General features: G+C 61.0%; 19 protein-coding genes. 11 read left to right on the forward strand and 8 right to left on the reverse strand.

Annotated features, from left to right (window positions below):
• The first annotated feature begins 8 nt into the window (after positions 1 to 8).
• The 3 genes from AC07V8_RS10570 (at position 9) to AC07V8_RS10580 (ending at position 3513) form a co-directional block, all read left to right on the forward strand.
• A complete protein-coding gene (locus tag AC07V8_RS10570; RefSeq protein WP_494677851.1) occupies positions 9 to 1409 on the forward strand; it encodes an aminotransferase-like domain-containing protein in 1401 nt (466 codons plus the stop codon).
• Between the two features lie 546 nt (positions 1410 to 1955).
• Positions 1956 to 2288: a helix-turn-helix domain-containing protein gene (locus AC07V8_RS10575; RefSeq protein WP_494677850.1), complete on the forward strand. Its 333-nt coding sequence runs from the start codon at positions 1956 to 1958 to the stop codon at positions 2286 to 2288.
• A gap of 157 nt (positions 2289 to 2445) precedes the next feature.
• Complete coding sequence (locus AC07V8_RS10580) at positions 2446 to 3513, forward strand: type II toxin-antitoxin system HipA family toxin (protein ID WP_494721462.1); 1068 nt, start codon at positions 2446 to 2448, stop codon at positions 3511 to 3513.
• Between the two features lie 353 nt (positions 3514 to 3866).
• Here the strand turns inward: AC07V8_RS10580 and AC07V8_RS10585 are convergent, their stop codons facing one another.
• A complete protein-coding gene (locus AC07V8_RS10585) occupies positions 3867 to 4757 on the reverse strand; it encodes a LysR family transcriptional regulator (protein ID WP_494677848.1) in 891 nt (296 codons plus the stop codon).
• Between the two features lie 176 nt (positions 4758 to 4933).
• On the opposite strand from AC07V8_RS10585, the gene AC07V8_RS10590 reads away from it, so the two are divergent.
• Together AC07V8_RS10590 and AC07V8_RS10595 are read left to right on the forward strand one after the other, a co-directional pair.
• On the forward strand, positions 4934 to 6115 hold the full coding sequence (locus AC07V8_RS10590) for an agmatine deiminase family protein (RefSeq protein ID WP_494677847.1): 1182 nt from the start codon (positions 4934 to 4936) through the stop codon (positions 6113 to 6115).
• Between the two features lie 43 nt (positions 6116 to 6158).
• The gene (locus AC07V8_RS10595; RefSeq protein WP_494677846.1) at positions 6159 to 7268 is read left to right on the forward strand and encodes an agmatine deiminase family protein; all 1110 of its coding nucleotides are present in this window, start codon (positions 6159 to 6161) and stop codon (positions 7266 to 7268) included.
• Between the two features lie 95 nt (positions 7269 to 7363).
• Here AC07V8_RS10595 and AC07V8_RS10600 read toward each other — a convergent pair whose 3' ends face one another.
• On the reverse strand, positions 7364 to 7816 hold the full coding sequence (locus tag AC07V8_RS10600; protein WP_494677845.1) for a nuclear transport factor 2 family protein: 453 nt from the start codon (positions 7814 to 7816) through the stop codon (positions 7364 to 7366).
• Positions 7817 to 8088: 272 nt separating this feature from the next.
• On the opposite strand from AC07V8_RS10600, the gene AC07V8_RS10605 reads away from it, so the two are divergent.
• Positions 8089 to 8928: an NAD-dependent epimerase/dehydratase family protein gene (locus AC07V8_RS10605; RefSeq protein ID WP_494677844.1), complete on the forward strand. Its 840-nt coding sequence runs from the start codon at positions 8089 to 8091 to the stop codon at positions 8926 to 8928.
• 112 nt (positions 8929 to 9040) lie between these two features.
• Here the strand turns inward: AC07V8_RS10605 and AC07V8_RS10610 are convergent, their stop codons facing one another.
• The 3 genes from AC07V8_RS10610 to AC07V8_RS10620 all read right to left on the reverse strand — a co-directional run bounded on the left by AC07V8_RS10610 (position 9041) and on the right by AC07V8_RS10620 (position 13046).
• A complete protein-coding gene (locus AC07V8_RS10610; protein ID WP_494677843.1) occupies positions 9041 to 10618 on the reverse strand; it encodes an aldehyde dehydrogenase (NADP(+)) in 1578 nt (525 codons plus the stop codon).
• A gap of 491 nt (positions 10619 to 11109) precedes the next feature.
• Positions 11110 to 12021, reverse strand: coding sequence for a 5-dehydro-4-deoxyglucarate dehydratase (gene kdgD, locus AC07V8_RS10615; RefSeq protein WP_494677842.1), 912 nt, complete (start codon positions 12019 to 12021; stop codon positions 11110 to 11112).
• 266 nt (positions 12022 to 12287) lie between these two features.
• Positions 12288 to 13046: a FadR/GntR family transcriptional regulator gene (locus AC07V8_RS10620; RefSeq protein ID WP_494677841.1), complete on the reverse strand. Its 759-nt coding sequence runs from the start codon at positions 13044 to 13046 to the stop codon at positions 12288 to 12290.
• 241 nt (positions 13047 to 13287) lie between these two features.
• Between AC07V8_RS10620 and AC07V8_RS10625 the strand changes: the two genes are divergently transcribed.
• Together AC07V8_RS10625 and garD are read left to right on the forward strand one after the other, a co-directional pair.
• Positions 13288 to 14631 carry an MFS transporter gene (locus AC07V8_RS10625; protein WP_494678037.1) on the forward strand — a complete coding sequence of 448 codons (1344 nt, stop codon included), beginning with the start codon at positions 13288 to 13290 and terminating at the stop codon, positions 14629 to 14631.
• Positions 14628 to 16223, forward strand: a complete 1596-nt coding sequence (gene garD / locus AC07V8_RS10630) for a galactarate dehydratase (RefSeq protein ID WP_494677840.1) — start codon at positions 14628 to 14630, stop codon at positions 16221 to 16223. The genes AC07V8_RS10625 and garD overlap by 4 nt, the downstream gene beginning before the upstream one ends.
• Before the next feature lie 21 nt (positions 16224 to 16244).
• On the opposite strand, the gene AC07V8_RS10635 is transcribed toward garD, so the two are convergent.
• The gene (locus AC07V8_RS10635; RefSeq protein ID WP_494677839.1) at positions 16245 to 16619 is read right to left on the reverse strand and encodes a nuclear transport factor 2 family protein; all 375 of its coding nucleotides are present in this window, start codon (positions 16617 to 16619) and stop codon (positions 16245 to 16247) included.
• Between the two features lie 131 nt (positions 16620 to 16750).
• On the opposite strand from AC07V8_RS10635, the gene gcvA reads away from it, so the two are divergent.
• Positions 16751 to 17668, forward strand: a complete 918-nt coding sequence (gene gcvA, locus AC07V8_RS10640; protein WP_494677838.1) for a transcriptional regulator GcvA — start codon at positions 16751 to 16753, stop codon at positions 17666 to 17668.
• Between the two features lies 1 nt (position 17669).
• Here gcvA and AC07V8_RS10645 read toward each other — a convergent pair whose 3' ends face one another.
• Positions 17670 to 18695, reverse strand: coding sequence for an SMP-30/gluconolactonase/LRE family protein (locus AC07V8_RS10645; RefSeq protein ID WP_494677837.1), 1026 nt, complete (start codon positions 18693 to 18695; stop codon positions 17670 to 17672).
• 98 nt (positions 18696 to 18793) lie between these two features.
• On the opposite strand from AC07V8_RS10645, the gene AC07V8_RS10650 reads away from it, so the two are divergent.
• Positions 18794 to 19675: a LysR family transcriptional regulator gene (locus AC07V8_RS10650; RefSeq protein ID WP_494677836.1), complete on the forward strand. Its 882-nt coding sequence runs from the start codon at positions 18794 to 18796 to the stop codon at positions 19673 to 19675.
• A 15-nt stretch (positions 19676 to 19690) separates the two neighbouring features.
• On the opposite strand, the gene AC07V8_RS10655 is transcribed toward AC07V8_RS10650, so the two are convergent.
• Positions 19691 to 20173, reverse strand: a complete 483-nt coding sequence (locus AC07V8_RS10655; RefSeq protein WP_494677835.1) for a GNAT family N-acetyltransferase — start codon at positions 20171 to 20173, stop codon at positions 19691 to 19693.
• A gap of 230 nt (positions 20174 to 20403) precedes the next feature.
• Here AC07V8_RS10655 and AC07V8_RS10660 point away from each other — a divergent pair, with 230 nt between their 5' ends.
• Entirely contained in the window at positions 20404 to 21195 is a 792-nt protein-coding gene (locus tag AC07V8_RS10660) for a ParA family partition ATPase (protein ID WP_494677834.1), read from the forward strand.
• The last annotated feature ends 104 nt before the right edge of the window (positions 21196 to 21299 follow it).

A 21299-nucleotide genomic window follows, 5' to 3' on the forward strand; every position in this document is an offset into this window, starting at 1 on the left:
GAGACAAAATGTCCCAGCCGAAAACCATACAAGATGAAAATTTGCCAATCTGGTTGCCGCGATTGGCCGGGAACAAAGGGCCACGTTTTTTGCAGATTGCGGATGCGTTGCAGGCGGCGGTGGTAGAAGGATCGCTGAAACCGGGTGACCGTCTACCTCCGCAGCGCCAGTTGGCAGCACAGCTGGACGTCGACCTGACGACGATCACGCGCGCATACGACGAAGCCAGACGCCGCAACTTGTTGGAGGGCCGCGGCGCTCGAGGCACCTATGTCGCGGCGCCGAAAGTCGAATTGACCTCGATCCTCGACCTGAGCATGAATACCCCACCACCGCCGGATGGCGTGGACTTCGACGACATGTTGAAACAAGGTTTGTCTCAGGTACTGATGAGGGCAGATAATGAATTGCTGATGACTTACCACTTGGCCGGGGGAAGCGACTCCGACCGTAAGGCTGGAGCCAAATGGCTAGCACCGATGTTTGGACATCTGGATTCTCGACAGGTTGTTGTCTGTCCGGGTGCGCAAGCGGCGATCGCGGCATTGATCCTTGCGCTGACGGAGCCTGGCGATGTCATCCTGGCAGAACCAACGAGTTATCCCGGCTTGCGTGCCGCGGCGACCCAATTCGGCCGGCATATCATTGCGGTGGAAGCGGACAAGCACGGGATGGTGCCTGAGATGCTTGAGGAAGCGTGCCGCCAGCACAAGCCTGGGCTGGTCTACCTCAATCCGACATTACAGAACCCGACCGCCATCACCATTCCGGAACGCCGGCGCAAGGAGCTCGCCAGCATCGCGAAGCGCTGCCATGTACGCATCGTCGAGGACGATCCCTACTGGCTCCTTGCCGATGCTCCGCCACCACCTATTGCCACGTTTGCCCTGGAACAGGTGTACTACATCTCAACCCTGTCGAAATGCCTGACGCCCGGCTTGCGTGTCGCCTTCGTGCTCATACGCGACCCGCACGAACGCGAACGTTTCCTGGTCGCGCTAAGATCATTTGCGCTGATGGTTGCTCCTCTGACGGCCGCACTGGCCACGCAGTGGATCCTCGACGGTTCGGCTGACAGATTGATGGAAGGCGTGCGCAACGAGGCGCGCCTGCGCCACTGGATGGCTCGGGATATTCTGGCGGGGCGGTACAGCGGCTTTGGTGACGGCCTGCATGTATGGCTCGAGTTGCCGGCGTATTGGAACGCCTCACAGCTTGCGCGTGCAGCCGACAGCGAGGGCATCGCAGTCACGCCGGCGGAGGCATTCGCAACTGGCAGCGGATCAGTGAATGCAATTCGGATCTCTTTGGGTAGCATCAAAGACCGTGGACGCTTGCAGGCGGGTCTTCAACGGCTGTCTCATCTGCTTGCGCGGCGGCCCGAATCGTTCAGCGCTGCTGTGGTTTAACCGTCCAGGAAACACGGTGCTTCATCCGGGAGTTCTCTCAAGCCGGCTCAAAACGGCCGAGGCTGTGTAAAAACGCGTAAAAATTCGGCGCACATAAAAACCGGCCTCTCAAAACGACCGCTACGCGATTTTCTCGATATCGGCAATGATCATCCTACCCGCGAAAATTTCATGTTTTTGCGTTTTTACACAGCCTCGGCCAGCAGCGGACGCCAAGCATTCGCATTTATCAAACTCAGCTTAGTTCCGAGACGGCTGCAATTGTATGAGATAGCCCCTCAATAAAGCCACTCGTTTAGGTCGGAATGATTCTTCGGTATCATCCATTTATATGCGAAGGTAAGCGCCACACCGCCAAAATGGAGGTTCATAGATCGCGCGTTATGCAACATAATGAGCCATCTATGGATAATTAATTTATATATATGGTTGATAGATTGCGTGTTATGCGACATAATGAGCTATCTATAGATAATTAATTTATCTAGATGATAGTTTATTGAGGGTTTAACGCCCCTGATTGACTTTACGAAAAACGGGGAAACTATGCCACGCAAACTTCTAACTGCCGAGGTTTTGCCATCGCTTGTCGAAGAGAGACTAAACACTTGGGGCAAAGCTATTCGCGCTCAGCGCATGCAGCAACGCATTACAGCTGAAGACCTGTGCACTCGCCTTGGAGTATCGCGAGGTACCCTTCGCCGACTCGAGGCAGGCGACCCGGGCGCGGGTGCAGGCATATACTTAACAGCTCTTCTGACACTGGGACTTGAACCTGTAGCTACACCTGCTTTGTCAAGCGACTACTGGCGCGTACCAGGGCAACGAGTAAAGCATACTCAGCACGAGAGAGCAGATGCGAAGCTCGCCTATTTCTAAGCCGATTTTCGTCTACCTGCAGCGACCCGACGACGGGGCGTGGGTGACGGTGGGGCGCTATCGCCGGAACGAGGCGGGCGAAGGTTTGTTCTTGTACGCCCCGTCATATGCTGACGCAGGATTAATCTGGTCAATTGACCCAGTGAACCTTCCCTTTATGCCAGGGCAAGAGTTTCATGCAGCCCGGTACTCCGGGCTGCATGATGCTCTGCGCGACGTGTGCCCTGATGCCTGGGGGCAGGCGTTGCTACGACGCGAACACAACTTGAGGGAGGACACTCCCCCTCTCCACTATCTTCTTAAAGCCAGCAACGCAGATAGATGGGGGGCTTTGGCAATTGGCCCCTCACCTAAACCTCCCCAGGCGCTGTTAAGCACCCCGGTACTACCACTGTTGTCACACGTAGTAGAAGAGCTCGCCGCTTTAGCAGAGCACAGGCCCCCTGTCCGACCAAAAGTTAGAGCGAGGCTGGTCCAGACTGCAAGTCTGGGCGGAGCCCGGCCCAAAGCGACAGTTCAGGGAGAGAACGGCCAGTCCTGGATGGTCAAGCCGGCCATCTCATCCGATGTCGCCAACATCCCCCTTCTTGAACACTTTGGGCAGCGATGGGGAGCTTTAAGCGGACTCCGGTTTGCTGAGACAGCCTATCACCCTGCCGTTAGCGGCCGAAGCGCCGTCCAGGTCATGCGATTTGACAGAATGGGCATGAAGCGCCACATGTGCATCAGCGCTGCCTCGCTGCTTCAGACAGAATACCCCGGTCGACTAGAAACGGATTTGTGGAGCTACCCTCGCTTAGCCGGCGAGCTACGCCGAATCGGGGCGCCGATTGAGGACTGGCACGAGCTTTTTGGCCGAATGGTATTCAATGCAATGTGCGGCAACGACGACGACCACGCCCGCAACCACGCGGCGGTCTACTCAGCGGAGGACGGTTGTTGGCGGCTATCCCCCGCGTTCGATGTTGTGCCAAACTCCCTAGAAACGCCGGTACAGCTTCAGATGCAATTGTCGACGGGGCGCTTCGATATCTCACGAGAAGCCCTTTTGGGAGACAGTCACAGATTCGGGTTCTCAACGCACGAGGAAGTGAACGCCTACCTTAACGCCTTGCTCCAACGCATAACAACGAGTTTCAGCACAGCAGCTGATTGCCTTGATGAAGCGACACGGCAGATGATGCAAGAGCGCCTCGAACACAACATCAAGTTACTCACTAATTAACATCGATTAGTACGCAAGTTATTAATTAGTAAAGCGACTGAAAATGCTTTAAGCATCAATGTCGGCTTTGGGGCGCCAGCTACCTATCACCGGGGGGGGGCTGCTATCGACCCCAAGCGGTTTCCTACATTTCTCGGAAGCGGACGCTTAACGGTGATATGCATTGGGATCGTGGTCGTACGAATTAAAAATCTTCACCAATTCCAGGTTTGTTGTTCCGTACCGGCTGCCGCAGCGGTAAGCGGCTGGCCTATGTATTGGCCGTCGGCGCCGCGGTGATGTCCTACGCTTGCCCGGGTTTGCGCACGAGCTGGAATTGTTCGCGATGGATGAAGCGGAATTCTGACGGCGCCTCACTTGCTGACGGCGTCGGCCAGCAGGTATTCGCAGATATCCGCCACCATGTCCGAACGCGGCTGGCCCGCGACCCGCGATAGCCACCAGGTGGCGCCGGGCAAGCGCGGATAGCCGGGCAGGATGTTGATTTGTCCGTGCGTCAGGCTATCCTGCGCCAGCAGGCGGGGCAGGCAGGCGATGCCGCGTTTGCGCAGCACGGCGTCCAGCAGCAGGCGCAGGTCGTCGTAGATCGCCTGTTTCCGGAACGCTGCCAGCTGATGGCGGAAAATCCCTGCAGTCGCATCGTCGGTCAGGCTATCCTCCAGACACACCAGGCCGGTATGCAGATGATGCTGCTCCAGCGGAATGCCGTTGAGTTTGGCCGCCAGTTCGGCGTTGCCCACCACCACCCATTCATCCTGCAACAAAGGGACTTCCAATAAGCCTGGCTGCTGTATCGGGCGGTTGCCGATGGTGATGTCGACATCGATTTCATCGATGAAGCGGGCGCTTTCATCGGTCGAGAGCAAGGGGAACAGTCCTGGAATCCGGTCTTGCAGAAGCTCTATCCGCGGCTGCAGCCAGCCATGCAGCAATGGCGCCGGGCACACCAGCACCACCAGCCCCGGGTCGAGATAGGTGGCGATGCGCGTCAAGCCGCTGCGCAAGGTGCCGAACGAGCGCTGCACGCTCTGCAGCAAGACTTCGCCGGCAACATTCAATTCCACGCCGCGTCCGACCCGATGGAACAGCGGCTGGCCGATCTGCTCTTCCAGCAGCTGTATCTGATGGCTGATGGCGGATTGCGATACGCACAATTCATCGGCAGCGCGCGAAAAATTGCCGAGGCGGGCAGCCGCTTCAAAGCCGCCCAGAAGCTTCAACGATGGAATACGATTGATGGACATATGAGAAAAACTAATTAATTTATCGAATAAACATCAATATTCCTCAAGTGTAGCACGCTCCATAATGGCTCTGTATTCCATTGCCCATGTTGGTCCTGGCCCGCGATCGCTGCCTTGGCGCTGCCGATCCGTCAATAGGCATCGCCTTGAACCAATCTTTAAAGGAGAAAATAGTCGTGAGCTCTCGTCGTGGTTTTTTGCAGAAATGCGGTGCCGGTGGCGGCGCCTTTGTATTCGGAGGTTTGCTGACAGCCTGCGGTGGCGGAGGCGACGGCGGCGCGACCGCGCCACGCCAGCCGGTGGGCGTCAATGATGCAGGCCGGCCGGCGGGCAGCAGCGGACAAGCCCTGGCGTCCGGTTGGGCCATGCGCGACGAGGCTGAGCCGCACAAAGCGACCTGGATGGCATTTGTCGCATCCGACGCCATCTGGGAAACCTGGCAAGTCGTCCCGGTGCAAGATGCCCTGGCGCGCATCGCCAATGCTATCGTGCAGTTCGAGCCGGTCAACGTGCTGGTCAATCAACGCGACCTGGCGACTGCCAGGCAGAAGCTTGATCCGCGGGTGAAGCTGCTGGTGACCGGCATCGACGACCTATGGCTGCGCGACACTGGGCCAGTATTTGTCATGAACCAGAATGGCGAAAGAGCGGGCGTCAATTTCAATTTCAATGGCTGGGGCAGAAAGCAGGCCTATGCCAACGATGGCAAGGTGGCGGGATTAGTGATGCAGCAGGCAGGCGTGCGGACGCTGCCGAGCAGGCTGGTGCTGGAAGGGGGCGGCATCGAAGTTGACGGCAAGGGCACTGCCATCATTACCGAAAGCTGCGTGCTGAATCCGAATCGCAATCCCGGTCTGAGCAAGGCGGATTGCGAAGCCGAGCTGAACGCGCTGCTAGGGATACGTAAAGTCATCTGGCTGCCGGGCATCGCCGGCAAGGACATTACAGATGGACATACCGATTTCTATGCGCGCTTCACGCGGCCTGGAGTGGTGGTGGCGGGTTTCGATCCTGATCCCGCTTCTTATGACAATGCGGTGACTATGCGCCATCTGCAAATATTGCGCGCCGCCACAGATGTCAGCGGCAAGCCTTTGCAAGTCGTCACGATAGAGGCGCCTGGCCGTATCCGGCCAGAGTTTGCCAGCAAGACCTTTGCGTCAGGCTATATCAATTTCTACCTTGTCAATGGGGCGCTGATCATGCCGGAATTTGGCGACGCGGCAGCCGATGCCAATGCCAAGGCTCGTTATATGGAATTGTTCCCCGGACGTGCCATAGTGCAGCTGAATATCGATCCGATTGCTGCCGGCGGGGGCGGGATCCATTGCACTACGCAGCAAGAACCCCTCGCCTGAGTGCACGCAATCGGGCAGCACCGGCGACAAGGAGAGAACTTAAATGACGACGCGACGCGAGGTATTGAAACAAGGGCTGCGCAAGTCTGGCGCTGTGCTGTTGGCGAGCCTGTTCGACGGGATCAACGGCTCAGTCCTGGCTGCGTCCGGGAACGGCTGGCGCATGCCCGACGAGGGCGAGCCGCATGCTGCCACCTGGATGGCTTTTGGGCCTGATGAAGAAATCTGGGGCAAGCGCCTGCAGGCCGGCGCGCAGGACAACCTGGCGGCCATCGCCCGCGCGATTTCAGCTTTTGAGCCGGTCAACATGCTGGTGCGCGAAGAAGACCATGAGCTCGCCCTGCGCAAATGCGGCGCCGCGGTCAAACTGATTGACCATCCCATTGATGACTTGTGGATGCGCGATACCGGACCCGTATTCGTTAAAAATGGCCAAGGAAACACGGCGGCCGTCGATTTCAATTTCAACGGCTGGGGAGAAAAGCAGGACTACGACCGCGACGCCGAAGTCGCCGGCTTCATCAGCGCACACACAGGCGTTCGGCCATTGAGCAGCAAGCTGGTGCTAGAGGGCGGCGGCATCGAGGTCGATGGCGAGGGCACTGCCATCATCACCGAGAGCTGCGTCCTCAACCGCAACCGCAATCCTGGCGTCAGCAAGGCTCAATGCGAAGTGGAACTGATGCGCTTGCTCGGCCTGGACAAGATCATATGGCTGCCCGGGATCGCCGGCCGCGACATCACCGACGGCCATACCGACTTTTACGCGCGCTTCGCCGGCCCGGGCGTGGTACTTGCGGGCTATGAAGCCGACTCTTCCTCGCCGGAGCATGCCATCACCAAACGCCATCTGGAGATATTGCGTAAAGCCGTCGACGGCAAGGGGCGCAAATTGCGTGTCGTGGCGCTGCCAGGGCCTGCCAGCGTGCGCAGCAAGTATGAAAACAAGGAATTCGCCGCCGGCTACATTAATTTTTATGTGTGCAACCGCGCCGTCATCGTGCCTGAGTTTGGCGACGCCAAATCCGACCGGAATACCTGCGACATCTTGCGCGATCTGTTTCCCGCGCGTGAAGTGCTGCAATTGAATATCGATGCCATCGCTGCCGGCGGCGGCGGGATTCATTGCACCACCCAGCAACAGCCGGCCTGAGTTGGCGCGCTGGCGTGGGCGTCATGAATTCAGCTTGCATTGCATCTGTCACGACCGCCGCGAACGGCCGGTCGTGGCCGTTCGAGCAAGCGCTCTCATGCGCTGAACCGCACCGCCTGCCGCGCCAGCAAGCGCCAATGACCGTCGTGCTTCTTCCAGACCATCAGGATTTTCAACGACACGTTGCCGGGCTTGCCCGAGTCGTTGGTGACGGCAACGAAAGTATGCCGCACCACGGCGGTATCCTGCACGATCCTGATGCTCTGGTCGGACAGGGCGATGCTGACGAAGTTTGATGCGCCGCTGACCAGCGCCTCGATGAATTCGGCCTTGTCCTGCACCTTGCCGTTCGAGTGGCCGTAGCTCAGCTCATCCATCACCAGCGGCTTCAGCGCCGCGCCATCGCCCGGATGGTTCATCGCTGCCCGCAGCTGTTCGACGACGTCCGCCACCACCTGCTCATCGTTCGCCGGAGCAGCGGCCGCTCCCTGCGCGATCGCGATAGAGCAAATCATCGCACTGCATAAGAGCATCAGTTTCTTGAACATCTAAGTCTCCTGTTTGTTGGTATTTGGGATTCAATCATCAATCATCAATCATCAGTTATCATACAACATATATTTAAATGGCTGGTATGGCAGATCGGGATTTTATTCTTATAAATCTGGAGTTTGACAAGGGAGCGCGGCCGGATCCATAATCGCTAAAGTTGTAGGACAACGTATAACTGTAACGTAGGGCACAATAACAACTCTTGCGAGAGAATGGGGCGGTCATCGGCGCATCCTTCGCAATGACATCGACAGGGGACATCGGCAATATGAGCGATACAGGACACAGGACAGGAGGCGGCGTGAAATACGGTCGCTTGTTACTCACGGGCGCGGGAGGCGGCCTGGGCCGGGTGTTGCGGCCGCGCATGGCGGCGTTTGCCGGCATCGTCCGGGTTTCCGACCTAGCCGCGGTGCTGGAGGATAGCGCCATCGCACATGAAGAAGTCCGGCCTTGCAACCTGGCCGACCGCGCTGCCGTCGATGCGCTGGTGGCGGGCTGCGACGCCCTCGTCCATTTCGGCGGCGTGTCGGTGGAGCGGCCCTTCGAAGAAATCCTGGAAGCCAACATCAAGGGCGTATTCCATGTCTACGAAGCGGCGCGCCGCCATGGCGTCAAGCGCGTTGTTTTCGCCAGCTCGAATCATGTCACCGGCTTCTACCGCCAGGACCAGGTCATCGATGCCCACGACCTGCGGCGCCCTGACGGTTATTACGGCTTGTCCAAATCCTACGGCGAAGACATGGCGCAGCTGCACTTCGACCGCTACGGCATTGAAACCGTCAGCATCCGCATCGGCTATTCCTTCCCGCAAGCCAAGGAACGCCGTTCGCTCGCCAGCTGGCTGAGCTACGACGACCTGACCGAACTGCTGCGCTGCGCCTTGTTCACGCCGGATGTCGGCCACACCGTGGTCTACGGCGTTTCCGACAATGCCGGCAGCTGGTGGAATAACCGCTACGCCGCGCATCTGGGCTTTGTCGCGCGCGACAGTTCAGAGCAGTTCCGCGCCGCCATCGAAGCGCAGCCGATGCCGGCGGCGGACGATCCGATACGGAAATTTCAGGGTGGCCTGTTTACCGTAACCGGGCCGTTTGATCCGCAGTGAGCTGAGCGGGCACGCGGCAGCGGGTTACTGTGGACGATATTTGCTGCCGGGTTGGAATCAGATTTGAAATCAGATGGCAATCAAGGGCGCAAACCCTTGATTGCCATTTTCTTTAGGCGCCAAGCAAGGCGCCGTCCACCAGCCGCGTCAAGCCAAGCGGATTGCTGTCCTGCAGCGCCGCAGGCAGCAAGGCGCCCGGCAAGTCCTGGTAGCACACCGGCCGCAGGAAGCGCTCGATGGCGCTGGCGCCGACCGAGGTGCTGCGGCTGTCGGAGGTGGCCGGGAACGGGCCGCCGTGCACCATCGCATACGCTACTTCAACACCGGTCGGAAAGCCGTTGACCAGGATGCGGCCAGCCTTGCGTTCCAGCGTCGGCAGCAGCGTTTTGGCCAGCGCGTGGTCGGCGGCGTCGAGCTGCAGGGTGGCGGTCAGCTGGCCGGCCAAATGTTCCGCTACTGCGCGCATCTCGTCTTCATCCTTGCAGGCGACGATCAGCGAACTGGGACCGAAAATTTCATCTTCCAGCTGTTCGCTGGCGAGGAAGGTGGCGGCGTCGGTGGCGAACAAGGCTGCTTGCGCGGCGCAGGGGGCGGTTGCGGCCATGCCGAGTCCGACGGCGTCGACGCCGTCGGCTGCTTGCATGCGTTCAACGCCGGCGACGTAGGCGCCATGGATGCCAGGGGTCAGCATGGTGCCGGCGGCCTTGGCCTTCAGCGCATTGCTTGCGGCTTCCTGGAACTGCGCCAGATGCTCGCCCGCCAGGCCGATCACCAGGCCTGGGTTGGTGCAGAACTGGCCGACGCCCATGGTCAGGGAGTCGACGAAGGCGCTGCCGATGTGGCTTGCGCGCGCGGCGAGTGCATGCGGCAGCAGGAACATGGGATTGATGCTGCTCATTTCAGCGTAGACCGGGATCGGTTCGCGCCGCTGGGCGGCGGCGCGCATCAGCGCCAGGCCGCCCTGGCGCGAGCCGGTAAAGCCGACGGCCTTGATGGCGGCATGGCTGACCAGGGCCTGGCCGACTTCGTTGCCGCTGCCGATGATCAGGGAGAACACGCCTTCTGGCAGCTTGCAGGCGGCGACGGCTTGCTGGATGACGCGGCCGACCAGTTCGGAGGTGCCGGGATGGGCGTTGTGGGTCTTGACCACGACCGGGCAGCCGGCGGCGAGTGCTGCGGCGGTGTCGCCGCCGGCGACCGAGAACGCGAGCGGGAAGTTGCTGGCGCCGAACACGGCGACGGGGCCGATGGCGATCTTGCGCAGGCGCAGGTCGGCGCGTGGGGGTGTGCGTTCGGGGAGTGCTGTATCCAGGGTGGCGCTGAGGTAGTGGCCGTCGCGGATGACTTTGGCGAACAGGCGCAGCTGGCCTACGGTGCGGCCGCGTTCGCCTTCGAGGCGGGCGGTGGGGAGGCCGGATTCTTGGCTGGCGCGTTCGATCAGTTGCGGGCCGAGGGCGAGGATGCCGGTGGCGACTTCTTCGAGGAATTGGGCGCGTTGTTCGGGGGTGGTTTCGCGGTAGGCGTCGAAGGCTTGCTGGGCCAGTTTGCAGGCGCGGTCTACTTCTGCTGTGCTGCCGGTGCCGAAGTCGGGGGCGATTTTTTCGTTGGTGGCTGGGTTGATGGCGCGCAGGCTGCCTTCTGTGCCGCGTACCGCAGTTTGGCCGATGAGCATTTCACCAGTGATATTCATTCATTTTCCTCAATTCGATTATGTGCGCCACCAACAGCGTAGTTAAATGGGGTCAGAGTTTTTTTTCGCGGCCTTTTGCGAAAATTACTCTGACCCCATTTAACGGCCTACGGAGTGAGAGCGGTGGCATGCTAAGAACGGTCGGTGCGTTGCTGAAACGGTTGCTACTCCGTGGAAGCTTGCCGGGAGTGGCCCGGCAGCCAGTCACTTTTTCTTGCTTCGCCAAGAAAAAGTAACCAAAAAGAAGGCGACCGCACAGCCGTTGCCCGCCTTCGGCGGGTCCCCAAATGAGGCGCGTGCCAGTCGGATGGGACACAAACTCGCTTCGCTCAAACATGTGTCCCATAATTCCCGACTGGCCCCCGCCCCATTTGGCAACGTCCGCATGCGGGGTACGTCAAAAGCAACGGCAACTTCAAAAGCAACGGTAACAGCTCCGCATTTTTACGGCATCGATTTCCAGCGATCCGCGCCGTTGCTAATCCGGATATTTACTGCGGCCCTTGCGCCAGGATCAGCGCTTTCAGCTGTTCGCGTTCTTCTGCGTTGAGGTCGATCAGCGGGGTGCGTACCGGGCCGCCGTCGTGGCCTACTAGGGTGGCGCCGGCTTTTACTATGCTGACTGCGTAGCCGGCTTTCTTGTTGCGGATCGCCAGGTAGGGCAGGAAGAAGTTGTCGAGCAGGCGGCCGGTGGTGGCGTGGTCGTCGTTCTTGACGGCGGTGTAGAAGTCGATCGCCAGCTTGGGCATGAAGTTGAATACCGCCGATGAATAGACCGGCACGCCCAGCGCCTTGTAGGGCGCGGCAAACAGTTCCGCGGTTGGCAGGCCGCCCAGGTAGGTCAGGCGGTCGCCCAGGCGGCGGCGGATCGAGACCATCAGTTCGATGTCGCCGATGCCGTCCTTGAAGCCGATCAGGTTCGGGCAGCGCGCGGCCAGCAGCTCCATCGAATCGGCGTTGAGGCGGCAGATGCCGCGGTTGTAGATCACCACACCGAACTTGACCGATTTACAGACCGCTTCCGCATGCGCCAGCAAGCCATCCTGCGACGCTTCGGTCAGGTAGTGCGGCATCAGCAGGATGCCTTGCGCGCCGAGGCGTTCGGCTTCTTGCGCGAAGGCGATGGCGGTGCGGGTCGGGCCGCCGGCGCCGGCCAGGATGGGTACTTTGCCGCGGCAGGTTTCCACTGCCAGCCGCACTACATCGGAGTACTCGGAGGTCGTCAGCGAAAAGAATTCGCCGGTGCCGCCCGCCACGAACAAGGCGCTCGCGCCGTAGGGCGCCAGCCATTCCAGCCGCTCGGCATAGGTGCTCGGACGGAAGTCGCCTTGCGCATCGAAGTCGGTGATCGGGAAGGACAGCAGGCCGGAGGAAAGTATTTGCTTGAGTTCTTGAGGAGTCATGGTCTTGGTGATGTGTAGTGCTGCGGTTGATAACGGAATGCCTGACGATAGCAACGATGTCGGCATTTCGACCTAAGTTATCAGTCATCGTACAACAAAGAATTGCGGCGCGCAAGTCCGAATTGTTGCTGGTTTGATCGGGAAGGAGGGTTTTGACGACGCCAGGGTAGGGGATGGCTGGGTGGGCAGTGCGCGCGCCGCGCCGGCGCGGTCAGCGCGGGCGATGTGCGCCTGCCGACGGATTGCCCGGCGACAGGCTGCTGGTATTACGGCACGGATCCCATGCTGTCCTGCACCTTGCGCAAGCGCTCGCGGCTGTTGCTCAGGTGGGTGCGCATGGCGGCGCGGGCGCTCTCGGCGTCCTGGCGTACGATGGCGTTGTAGATGTCTTCGTGCTCGCGGTGCACGCGGTCAAGATAGGCGGCCGGATCGTCATGCGCCAGCCGCGCCGAGTTGATGCGGGTGCGTGGAATGATGGTGGTGCCGAGGTGGCTCAGGATATCGACGAAGTAACGGTTGCCGGTGGCTTGCGCGATATGCAGGTGGAACTGGACATCGGCTGCGACCGAGTCGCCGCGCTCATGGGCGCTCTTCTGGAAGGCGTCCAGCGCCAGCCGCATCTGCGCCAGCTGCTCTTCATTGCGCCGCGCCGCCGCCAGTCCCGCCGCTTCCGCTTCGAGGCTGATGCGCAGTTCCAGGATCGCCAGGATATCGCGCATGGTGATCACGGTTTCCGGGTCGATGTCGAAATTGCTGGCGTTGCTGGCGGCCAATACGAAAGTGCCGATACCGTGCCGCGTCTCTACCAGTCCAGACGCTTGCAGGTGCGAAATCGCCTCGCGGATGACCGTGCGGCTGACGCCCTGGGTGCGCATCAATTCCGATTCGGTCGGCAATTTGTCCCCCGGCTTGCTGCTGCCGTCGCGAATGCTGTCGGCAATGCTGGCGACCACGCTCTGCGCCAGGTTGCGATGCTTCTTGCGCGGTGCGCCGGGGGCGGGCTGGGGATTGAGCGGTGTATTCATGGGTAAGTGGCCGCGGGTTGGTAATTCCGGTTGCTAAATCGATTTGCGCTGATTATACTACGAAACTAGTTGTAGGATGACTGATAACACAACATCGGTTTAGGATAAATAACAATAAAAATAGTGCTTGGCAGCTATTCCACCGCCAGCGCAGGCGCTGGCAGCAACAGGAGACGTTTTGAATATCGATAAAGCGGGTGCCTCGGCACCGGTGCAGGGCCGGCGCGGCAATGTGCGCTACATGATCTTGTTCATGTTGTTTGCTGTAACCACTTTCAACTACGCCGACCGCGCAATCCTGTCGATTGCCGGCACGGCCATGAAGAGCGAGCTGGGTTTCGACGCAGTCACCATGGGTTTCATTTTCTCAGCCTTCAGCTGGGCCTACGTGCTGGGACAGTTGCCGGGCGGCTGGCTGCTGGATCGCTACGGTTCCAAGCGGGTGTATGCCGCCAGCATCTTTATCTGGTCGCTGTTCACCTTGCTGCAAGGCGGCGTGCATTTTCTCGGCGCCATGTGGGCGGTGCCGGCATTGTTCATGCTGCGCTTCATGGTGGGGCTGGCGGAAGCGCCTTCTTTCCCCGCCAACGGCCGCATTGTCGCCGCCTGGTTTCCCACCACCGAGCGCGGCACCGCGTCGGCGATTTTCAACTCTGCCCAATATTTCGCCACGGTGCTGTTCGCACCCTTGATGGCATGGATCACCCACGCTTACGGCTGGTCGGAAACCTTCGTCGTCATGGGCGTCGGCGGCATGCTGCTGAGCATGATCTGGATGCGCGCCATGCATAGTCCGAAAGGCCATCCGCGCATGACCCAGTCCGAATTGGCGCACATCCGCGACGGCGGCGGCCTGGTCGATATGGACCAGGGCCTGGAGGCAGGCAAGGGCGGCCAGGTCAATCGCGGCGTCAAGCTGGGTCATCTCAAGCAGCTGCTGAGCAACCGCATGCTGGCCGGCGTCTACCTGGGCCAGTACTGCATCAATACCATCACCTATTTTTTCCTGACCTGGTTCCCGATCTATCTGGTGCAGGAGCGCGGCATGTCGATCCTGAAAGCGGGCATGGTGGCTTCGCTGCCGGCGATCTGCGGATTCCTTGGCGGCGTGCTGGGCGGCGTCATCTCGGACCGCCTGATCAAGCGCGGCTTTTCGCTGACCTGGGCGCGCAAGATTCCTATCGTCGCCGGCCTGCTGCTGTCGACCACCATGGTCTTGTGCAACTACGTCGATACCCAGTGGATGGTGGTCGGCATCATGGCCCTGGCATTCTTCGGCAAGGGTGTCGGCGCGCTGGGCTGGGCGGTGGTGGCCGATACCTCGCCGAAAGAGATCATCGGCCTGACCGGCAGCCTGTTCAATACATTCGGCAATATCGCCGGCATCACGGCGCCTATCGTGATCGGCTATATCATCAAGGAAACCGGCAACTTCGAATGGGCGCTGGTGTACGTCGGCGCCAACGCCTTGCTGGCGGTGATCAGCTACCTGGTGATCGTCAAGGATATCAAGCGGGTGGTGCTCAAGCCGCTCGACGATGCGGAACCGCCTTACAAGAGATTATCTGGAGTGGAAACACGATGAGCGCCACAGGCAGCACTACAGCCGCAAGCGTAGCCGCCGTCGGCGCGCCTTTATATATCCGCATGCAGGACGAGGACAACGTCGCCATCGTGGCGAACGACGGCGGCCTGCCGGCGGGGACTGCATTTCCCTGCGGCCTGGTGCTGCGCGACAAGGTGCCGCAAGGGCACAAGCTGGCGTTGCGCGACCTGGCCGAGGGCGAGGCCATCATCCGTTATGGCGTCGCCATCGGCTATGCGCAGCGCGCCATTCCCCAAGGCAGCTGGATAGAAGAATCGCTGGTGCGGATGCCGCCGGCGCGCGGCTTGAGCAACCTGCCGATCTCTACCAGGGTGCCGGCCGCGGCCGCGCCGCTGGATGGCTATACCTTCGAAGGCTACCGCAACGCCGACGGCACGGTCGGCACCCGCAACATCCTGGCGATCAGCACCACGGTGCAATGCGTGTCCGGCGTAGTGGAGCACGCGGTCAAGCGCATCAAGGCCGAGCTGCTGCCCAGGTATCCCAATGTGGACGACGTCATCGGCCTTGAACATACCTACGGCTGCGGCGTGGCGATCGATGCGCCGGGCGCGGAAATTCCGATCCGCACCTTGCGCAACATCAGCATGAATCCGAACTTCGGCGGCCAGGCCATGGTGGTCAGCCTGGGCTGCGAAAAGCTGCAACCGGGCCGCTTGTTCCCGCAAGGCGCGATCCCGATCCAGAACACCGGCGGCAAGGAAGACGGCTTGCGCGTGGTCTGCCTGCAGGATGCCGAGCATGTCGGCTTCGAGTCGATGATCGTCTCCATCATGGCGACCGCTGAAGAACAACTGATCGAACTGAACCGGCGCCGCCGCGAAACCTGCCCGGCATCGGAACTGACGGTGGGCGTGCAGTGCGGCGGCAGCGATGCCTTTTCCGGCGTCACCGCCAATCCGGCGGTAGGCTATGCCACCGACCTGCTGGTGCGAGCCGGCGCCACCGTGATGTTTTCTGAAACCACCGAAGTGCGCGACGGCATCGACCAGCTCACCGCGCGTGCCGCAACCCCGGAGATTGCCGCGGCGATGATCCGCGAGATGGCCTGGTACGACGATTACCTGACCCGCGGCGGCGTCGACCGCAGCGCCAACACCACGCCCGGCAATAAAAAAGGCGGCCTCGCCAATATCGTCGAAAAAGCCATGGGCTCCATCGTCAAGTCCGGCAGCAGCGCCATTTCCGGCGTGCTGTCACCCGGCGACAAGGTCAGGCAAAAAGGCTTGATCTACGCTGCCACCCCGGCCAGCGATTTCGTCTGCGGCACCTTGCAGCTGGCCGCCGGCATGAACCTGCACGTGTTTACCACCGGGCGCGGCACGCCCTACGGCCTGGCGGCTGTGCCGGTGATCAAGGTGGCGACGCGCAACGACCTGGCGCGGCGCTGGCACGACCTGATGGATGTCAACGCCGGCCGCATCGCCAGCGGCGAAGCCAGCATCGAAGAGGTCGGCTGGGAATTGTTCCGCCTGATGCTGGACGTCGCCAGCGGCCGCAAGCAGACCTGGGCCGAACATCACAAGCTGCACAATGCCCTGACCCTGTTCAATCCGGCGCCGATCACCTGAGGTTCAACCTGAAGTTGCGCCTCAGGCAGCGAGCGTTTCCGCCCGATGGAACAGCTTGGCGACGACGGTCCACCTGCCGTCTACTTTGAGCAGGTTGAGATAGTCGACCATGATGTTGTCGAACAGCCGCAGGCGCACCTTGACCATCGCCATTTCCGGCGACATCACATCCACCATCATGATTTCGTCCAGGCGCGCAAAGCCGCGCGCCTGCGGCGATTCACGGCCCTGCACCATCTTGCGGTATTCCTGGAAGGGACGCACGGTGACGGCGCCGTCCTGCGCCGAGTACAAGACGCAGCCAGGATGGAACACCTGGTCGAACTTGCCCAGGTCCTGGGTTTGCAGCACATCGAAATAATCTTTCAGCATGGTTTGGATTTCATTGAGTATCATGGGGTTTCTCATTCCTGGTGGTTGATGGAAGTGCCGCGACCGGTCCTTGTCGGGCAGGCAATGCATTATCAAATCCGCACCGGCGGATGTATAGCGCTTCTTTTTCACACTTTTTGCGAAAGAAATTCACGGTGAAATTGCCGCCCCTGCCCGCATTGCGCGCATTTGAAGCCCTGGCCCGCCTGGGGAAAGTGGTCGACGCCGCCGAGGAGCTGCACGTCACGCACAGCGCCGTCAGCCATCAGGTCAAAGCGCTGGAGGATTACATCGGCCTGGCGCTGGTGACGCGCGCAGGCCGCTCCCTGATGCTGACGGAGGAAGGGCGCGTCTATGCCTACCAGGTGCGCCAGGCGCTGGCCGAGATCGCCGGCGCCACCGAAAAAATCCAGCGCCGGCCGCGCGACAGCCAGCTGACGATTTCGGTCGTGCCGTCCTTCGGCACTTTCTGGCTGCTGCCGCGTCTGCATGACTTCATCGCCGCTCATCCGGAGCTGCAGATCAGCTTGACGGCGAGCATGGCGTTTGCCGATTTTGAAAACGAGCTGCCCGATTGCGCGATCCGCTTCGGCCACGGCCAGTGGCCGGACCTGCATTGCGAACCCTTGATGGACGACAGCCTGCTGATTGTCGCCGCGCCGGCTTTCAACGGCGGCGACCTGGCCGTCACGCCGGAACAGCTGATGTCGCTGCCGCTGCTGCATGCCAGCGAGAGCTGGCCGGTATGGCTGTCGGCGGCCGGCTGCGAGCACCTGCGTCCGCGTGCGGCGCTGGAGTTCACCGATTCCAGCATGATGCTGGAAGCCGCCAGGCTGGGTTACGGCGTTGCGCTCACGCGGCGCTCGATCGCCCACGCCATGATCGAGCGGCGGCAGCTGGTCCGGCTCACCGATATCGAAGCGCCGCATCCATCGCGCTATTTCCTGGTCTGGCCGGTGCGCAGCCATCAGTCGCCCAAGCTGTTGCTGCTGCTGGCCTGGCTGAAGCAGCAGGTGGCGGACTATCAAAACAGCCTGATGGCAGTGCGCAAGCAACGCGCGCGAAAAAAATAAATTATTTCGGCAACTCGCGCGATTGCAGGTCGAATGGCACATTCGTCGGGATCTCTTCCGGATGCTCCTTGTGCTGGAACAGCAGCCCGTACTTGGACTCGATGAAGTACACGCGGTTGCCGACGATGACTCCGGAGGAGGGATCGTTCAGTCCGCTGACGATGGTCTCCAGCGCCGCGCTGCCGCCGTCTATTTTAGCGATGCTGATCTGGCCGCCATAAGGGCCGGTCTTGCCGAAGGCATTGCTTTCGAAGATCGCCATGCGGCCGGGAGCGTAGATGCGGATGGCGTCGGCGTTCTTCAGCACGCGCGGCATTTCGATGCGGCTCACTGCGCCGGCTGTGCCGTCATCTTCAACATCGACCCGCAGCACATAAGGCACGGCGCTCACCAGGCTCACATACAGGCGGCGGTCGCCATCCAGCGCAATGCCGTTCAGATAAACGCCATCGCTGCCGGCGCCCATGCGCGGATCTTCCTTCCAGACCGTCAATTCGGCCGCTCCCGGCAGCAGGCGCAATACGCGCGGATGGAAGGAATCGGTGACGTACAGCGTGCCATGGCTGTCCTGCGCCAGGTCGTTGCAATAGCCTTGGTCCGGCATGGCATAGCTGGCGCGCGGCGCGCCGCTGGCGAGGTCGTAGCTTTTCAGGGCGCTTGGCGTAGACGGCACGCTGGTGTAGCCCCAGTTGCCGGAGCAGACCCACAGCAGCTGATGCGCCGCATCGACCAGCACGCCCTGGCCGTTGGTGAGGCCGTTGGAGCCGGGCGTCACCAGGATTTCCGGCGCGCCGCCGTCCGGCCGCAGCCGCGCCACCGCGCCCTGGCGCCAGCTGCCGACGTAAAACGCGCCGTCCGGCCCGGTCGCCAGGCTTTCCGGGTACCAGTCCGCCGGCAGGGTCAGGGTCGGCAGCGCCGCTGGTGTCGCTGCGGCACCCGCGGCGAGTGCTGGTTGTTGTCCGCAAATCAAGGCGCTCAATAAGGCGGCGGACCAGCCAAGGCTGCGAAAACAGATATTCGGCTTCATTTTTTCTCCATTTCGTGACTAATCCCGGCCATTCTCACTCCGGCGCCATGTTTGATAAACTAGGCAATACTTCCAACACTCAACACTCAGGCTTCCGAATGGATAGATTGACCAGCATGGCTGTATTCGTCCGCGTGGTGGAAAAAGGCAGCTTCGCCGCGGTGGCCGAAGAGTTTTCGCTGTCGACCACCATGGTCGCCAATCACGTGCGGGCGCTGGAGACGCATCTCGGCGCCCGCCTGCTGGACCGCACCACGCGTCGCCACAGCCTGACTGAGATCGGCAGCGTGTACGTGGAACGCTGCCGCGACGTGCTGAGCAGCGTGCAGGCCGCCGACTATGTCGCCGAAGCCTTGCGCGACGTCCCGCGCGGCAAGCTGCGCATGACTTCGCCGGTGACCTACGGCGCGCACCGGCTGGTGCCTTTGATCGGCGAATACATGACGCTGTATCCGGAAGTGCAGGTGGAACTGGTCTTGAACGACCGCGTGGTGGATATGGTGGAAGAGGGCTTTGAAGTGGCGCTGCGCTCCGGCGCGGTGGATGGCGCCAACTTGATCGCCCGTCCGCTGCGCTCGTCGCGCATGTTTGCGGTGGCCAGCCCGGCCTATTTGAAACGCCACGGCACGCCGCGGCATCCGGCCGAGCTGGCCGGGCACAATTGCCTTGGCTTCATGTCATGGGGGAAGGATCACTCCTGGCGCTTCACCCAGGGCGAGCAGCTTGAGGAGGTGCCGGTGCGCGGTTCCTTTGTCAGCAATAACGGCCAGGCGCTGTTGACCGCGGCGTTGAACGGCATCGGCGTGGTGGTGCAAGCCGATGTGCTGCTGGACGCTGCCATCGCTTCCGGCCAGCTGCTGCAGCTATTGCCGACGTGGAGCTTGCCGGCCCGGCCTATCCATCTGGTGCGCACCCGCGATTCGCGGCCGACCGCCAAGCTGCGCACCTTTGTCGATTTTCTGGTGGAGCGGCTCGGCTAGGCTGGGGCCTCGTTGTTACAGGCTGAGCCGGTAGAATTTGGTGTCCAGCGCCATGCGCGGGAATGCTGACGGCAGATCCGCCGGCGCAATCTCGATGAAGCCGTTCTTTTCATAGAAACGATGCGCCGCCAGGAAGGCTGCGGTCGTGCCGAGAAATACGTCCTGCAATCCCTGTTCCCGCGACCAGTCGACCAGCGTCTGCAGCAAGCGCTGCGCGACCTGATGCTCGCGGCCGCGGAACGGCGCCTGTACGAACATCTTGCGCAGCGCGCCCTGGCGGTTGCCGATGTCGCGCAGAGAGATGCTGCCCACCACCTCGTTCGCCGCCAGCGCCAGCCAGAAATTGCCATGGCCGCTTTGATAAAAATGTGGAATGTCGAGCAGGTCTGGCTGGTCCTGCAAGCTGATGGCGAGGCCGAATTCCTGTTGCTGGATCGGCAGGATCAGCTTGGCGACGCCGTCGCGATAAGTATTCGAGTAGCTGCTGATGGTGATCATTTTGTATTGCGCCTGAATGTGGATTCGTCGATGAGGATTGATCCTAGCACGCTTGCAGCAGTCCTCGCTGAGGCCGTCCAGGGCGATATTTTTAGCGGACGTTTATGCCGGGGCGCCGTTTTTTTACGACATCTTTATACGCCTCCAACTACACTGATTCTGTCACAGCGATCCATGCCCTTGCCGCTATGCGTAGCGCATCGCACTTCAAAATGCGCATAGGAGGAAATATGATCATCACTATTTTCAGCGAAGACGACAGCGCCAAACGCTCCATCCTGGCTGTCAACCTGGCGACCTTCTGCGCACAGCAGCATCGCAAGGTCCTGCTGATCGACGCCACTTCGCTCAAGTATTCCCTGCACTGGGGCGAGCGCCGCGCCGCCGCCGACGCCAGGGTCAAGCTGGCCGTGCGCGGCATGGAGGGCTTGCCGTCGGAATTGGAAAACCCGCTTTCCTATTATCGCAGCCACTTCCAGGACATCGTCATCGACACCGACGGCAGCGATTCCTGGAATGCCGATTCGGCGCTGGTGGCGACCGATGTGCTGCTGGTGCCGGTCGGTTCGCGCAGCGGCGACCTCAGGCGCCGCGAGAACCTGATCCAGCGCATCGAAGCCCTGCGCCTGTTCAATCCGGCGTTGCGGGTGCTGGTGGTCGGGCTGCAAGCCATCAGTGCTTTTGGCGATGCAGCCGGGGCCGAAGGAAGCAGCGATGCCCGCGTCTTCTCCGACAAGGTCCTGACGGCGGCGCTGGCGCAGACCGTGATCCACGAATGGCTGGAAGACAACCGCCTGCTGCAGCAAGGGCAGTCGGTGTTCGACAGCGAGCCGCGCAACCGGCGCGCCGTCGCCGAGATCGAAGCGCTGTACCAGGAGATTGCCCACGCCAGGGATTTGCGGCTGGAAGCCGGCGCCTACAGCCTGGCGATCCTGAATGCGATACAACGACGCACCTTGTCATATGAAACCGCCGAGGCGGACCTGCTCAGCGGCGCTTCAGCGGGCGGCAACAGAAACTGAGATCCGCATCGTCCGGCTTGTTCCCAGACGAAAAAAAGACAGGCATCTGCCTGTCTTTCAGCGGCGCCGCGGACACCTGCTTCAGCGTCGCGGCGTTTCCGGAT

The organism is Collimonas sp. GW821-FHT02H07 (assembly GCF_059421505.1).

Coding starts and splice junctions, on each gene's coding strand:
- AC07V8_RS10660 (WP_494677834.1), top strand. CDS start 20,404: ATGATCATCACTATTTTCAGCGAAGACGACAGCGCCAAACGCTCCATC.
- garD (WP_494677840.1), top strand. CDS start 14,628: ATGAGCGCCACAGGCAGCACTACAGCCGCAAGCGTAGCCGCCGTCGGC.
- AC07V8_RS10580 (WP_494721462.1), top strand. CDS start 2,446: ATGCCAGGGCAAGAGTTTCATGCAGCCCGGTACTCCGGGCTGCATGAT.
- AC07V8_RS10610 (WP_494677843.1), bottom strand. CDS start 10,618: ATGAATATCACTGGTGAAATGCTCATCGGCCAAACTGCGGTACGCGGC.
- AC07V8_RS10595 (WP_494677846.1), top strand. CDS start 6,159: ATGACGACGCGACGCGAGGTATTGAAACAAGGGCTGCGCAAGTCTGGC.
- AC07V8_RS10635 (WP_494677839.1), bottom strand. CDS start 16,619: ATGATACTCAATGAAATCCAAACCATGCTGAAAGATTATTTCGATGTG.
- AC07V8_RS10600 (WP_494677845.1), bottom strand. CDS start 7,816: ATGTTCAAGAAACTGATGCTCTTATGCAGTGCGATGATTTGCTCTATC.
- AC07V8_RS10625 (WP_494678037.1), top strand. CDS start 13,288: ATGATCTTGTTCATGTTGTTTGCTGTAACCACTTTCAACTACGCCGAC.
- AC07V8_RS10650 (WP_494677836.1), top strand. CDS start 18,794: ATGGATAGATTGACCAGCATGGCTGTATTCGTCCGCGTGGTGGAAAAA.
- AC07V8_RS10570 (WP_494677851.1), top strand. CDS start 9: ATGTCCCAGCCGAAAACCATACAAGATGAAAATTTGCCAATCTGGTTG.
- AC07V8_RS10620 (WP_494677841.1), bottom strand. CDS start 13,046: ATGAATACACCGCTCAATCCCCAGCCCGCCCCCGGCGCACCGCGCAAG.
- AC07V8_RS10575 (WP_494677850.1), top strand. CDS start 1,956: ATGCCACGCAAACTTCTAACTGCCGAGGTTTTGCCATCGCTTGTCGAA.
- kdgD (WP_494677842.1), bottom strand. CDS start 12,021: ATGACTCCTCAAGAACTCAAGCAAATACTTTCCTCCGGCCTGCTGTCC.
- AC07V8_RS10655 (WP_494677835.1), bottom strand. CDS start 20,173: ATGATCACCATCAGCAGCTACTCGAATACTTATCGCGACGGCGTCGCC.
- AC07V8_RS10645 (WP_494677837.1), bottom strand. CDS start 18,695: ATGAAGCCGAATATCTGTTTTCGCAGCCTTGGCTGGTCCGCCGCCTTA.
- AC07V8_RS10585 (WP_494677848.1), bottom strand. CDS start 4,757: ATGTCCATCAATCGTATTCCATCGTTGAAGCTTCTGGGCGGCTTTGAA.
- AC07V8_RS10605 (WP_494677844.1), top strand. CDS start 8,089: ATGAGCGATACAGGACACAGGACAGGAGGCGGCGTGAAATACGGTCGC.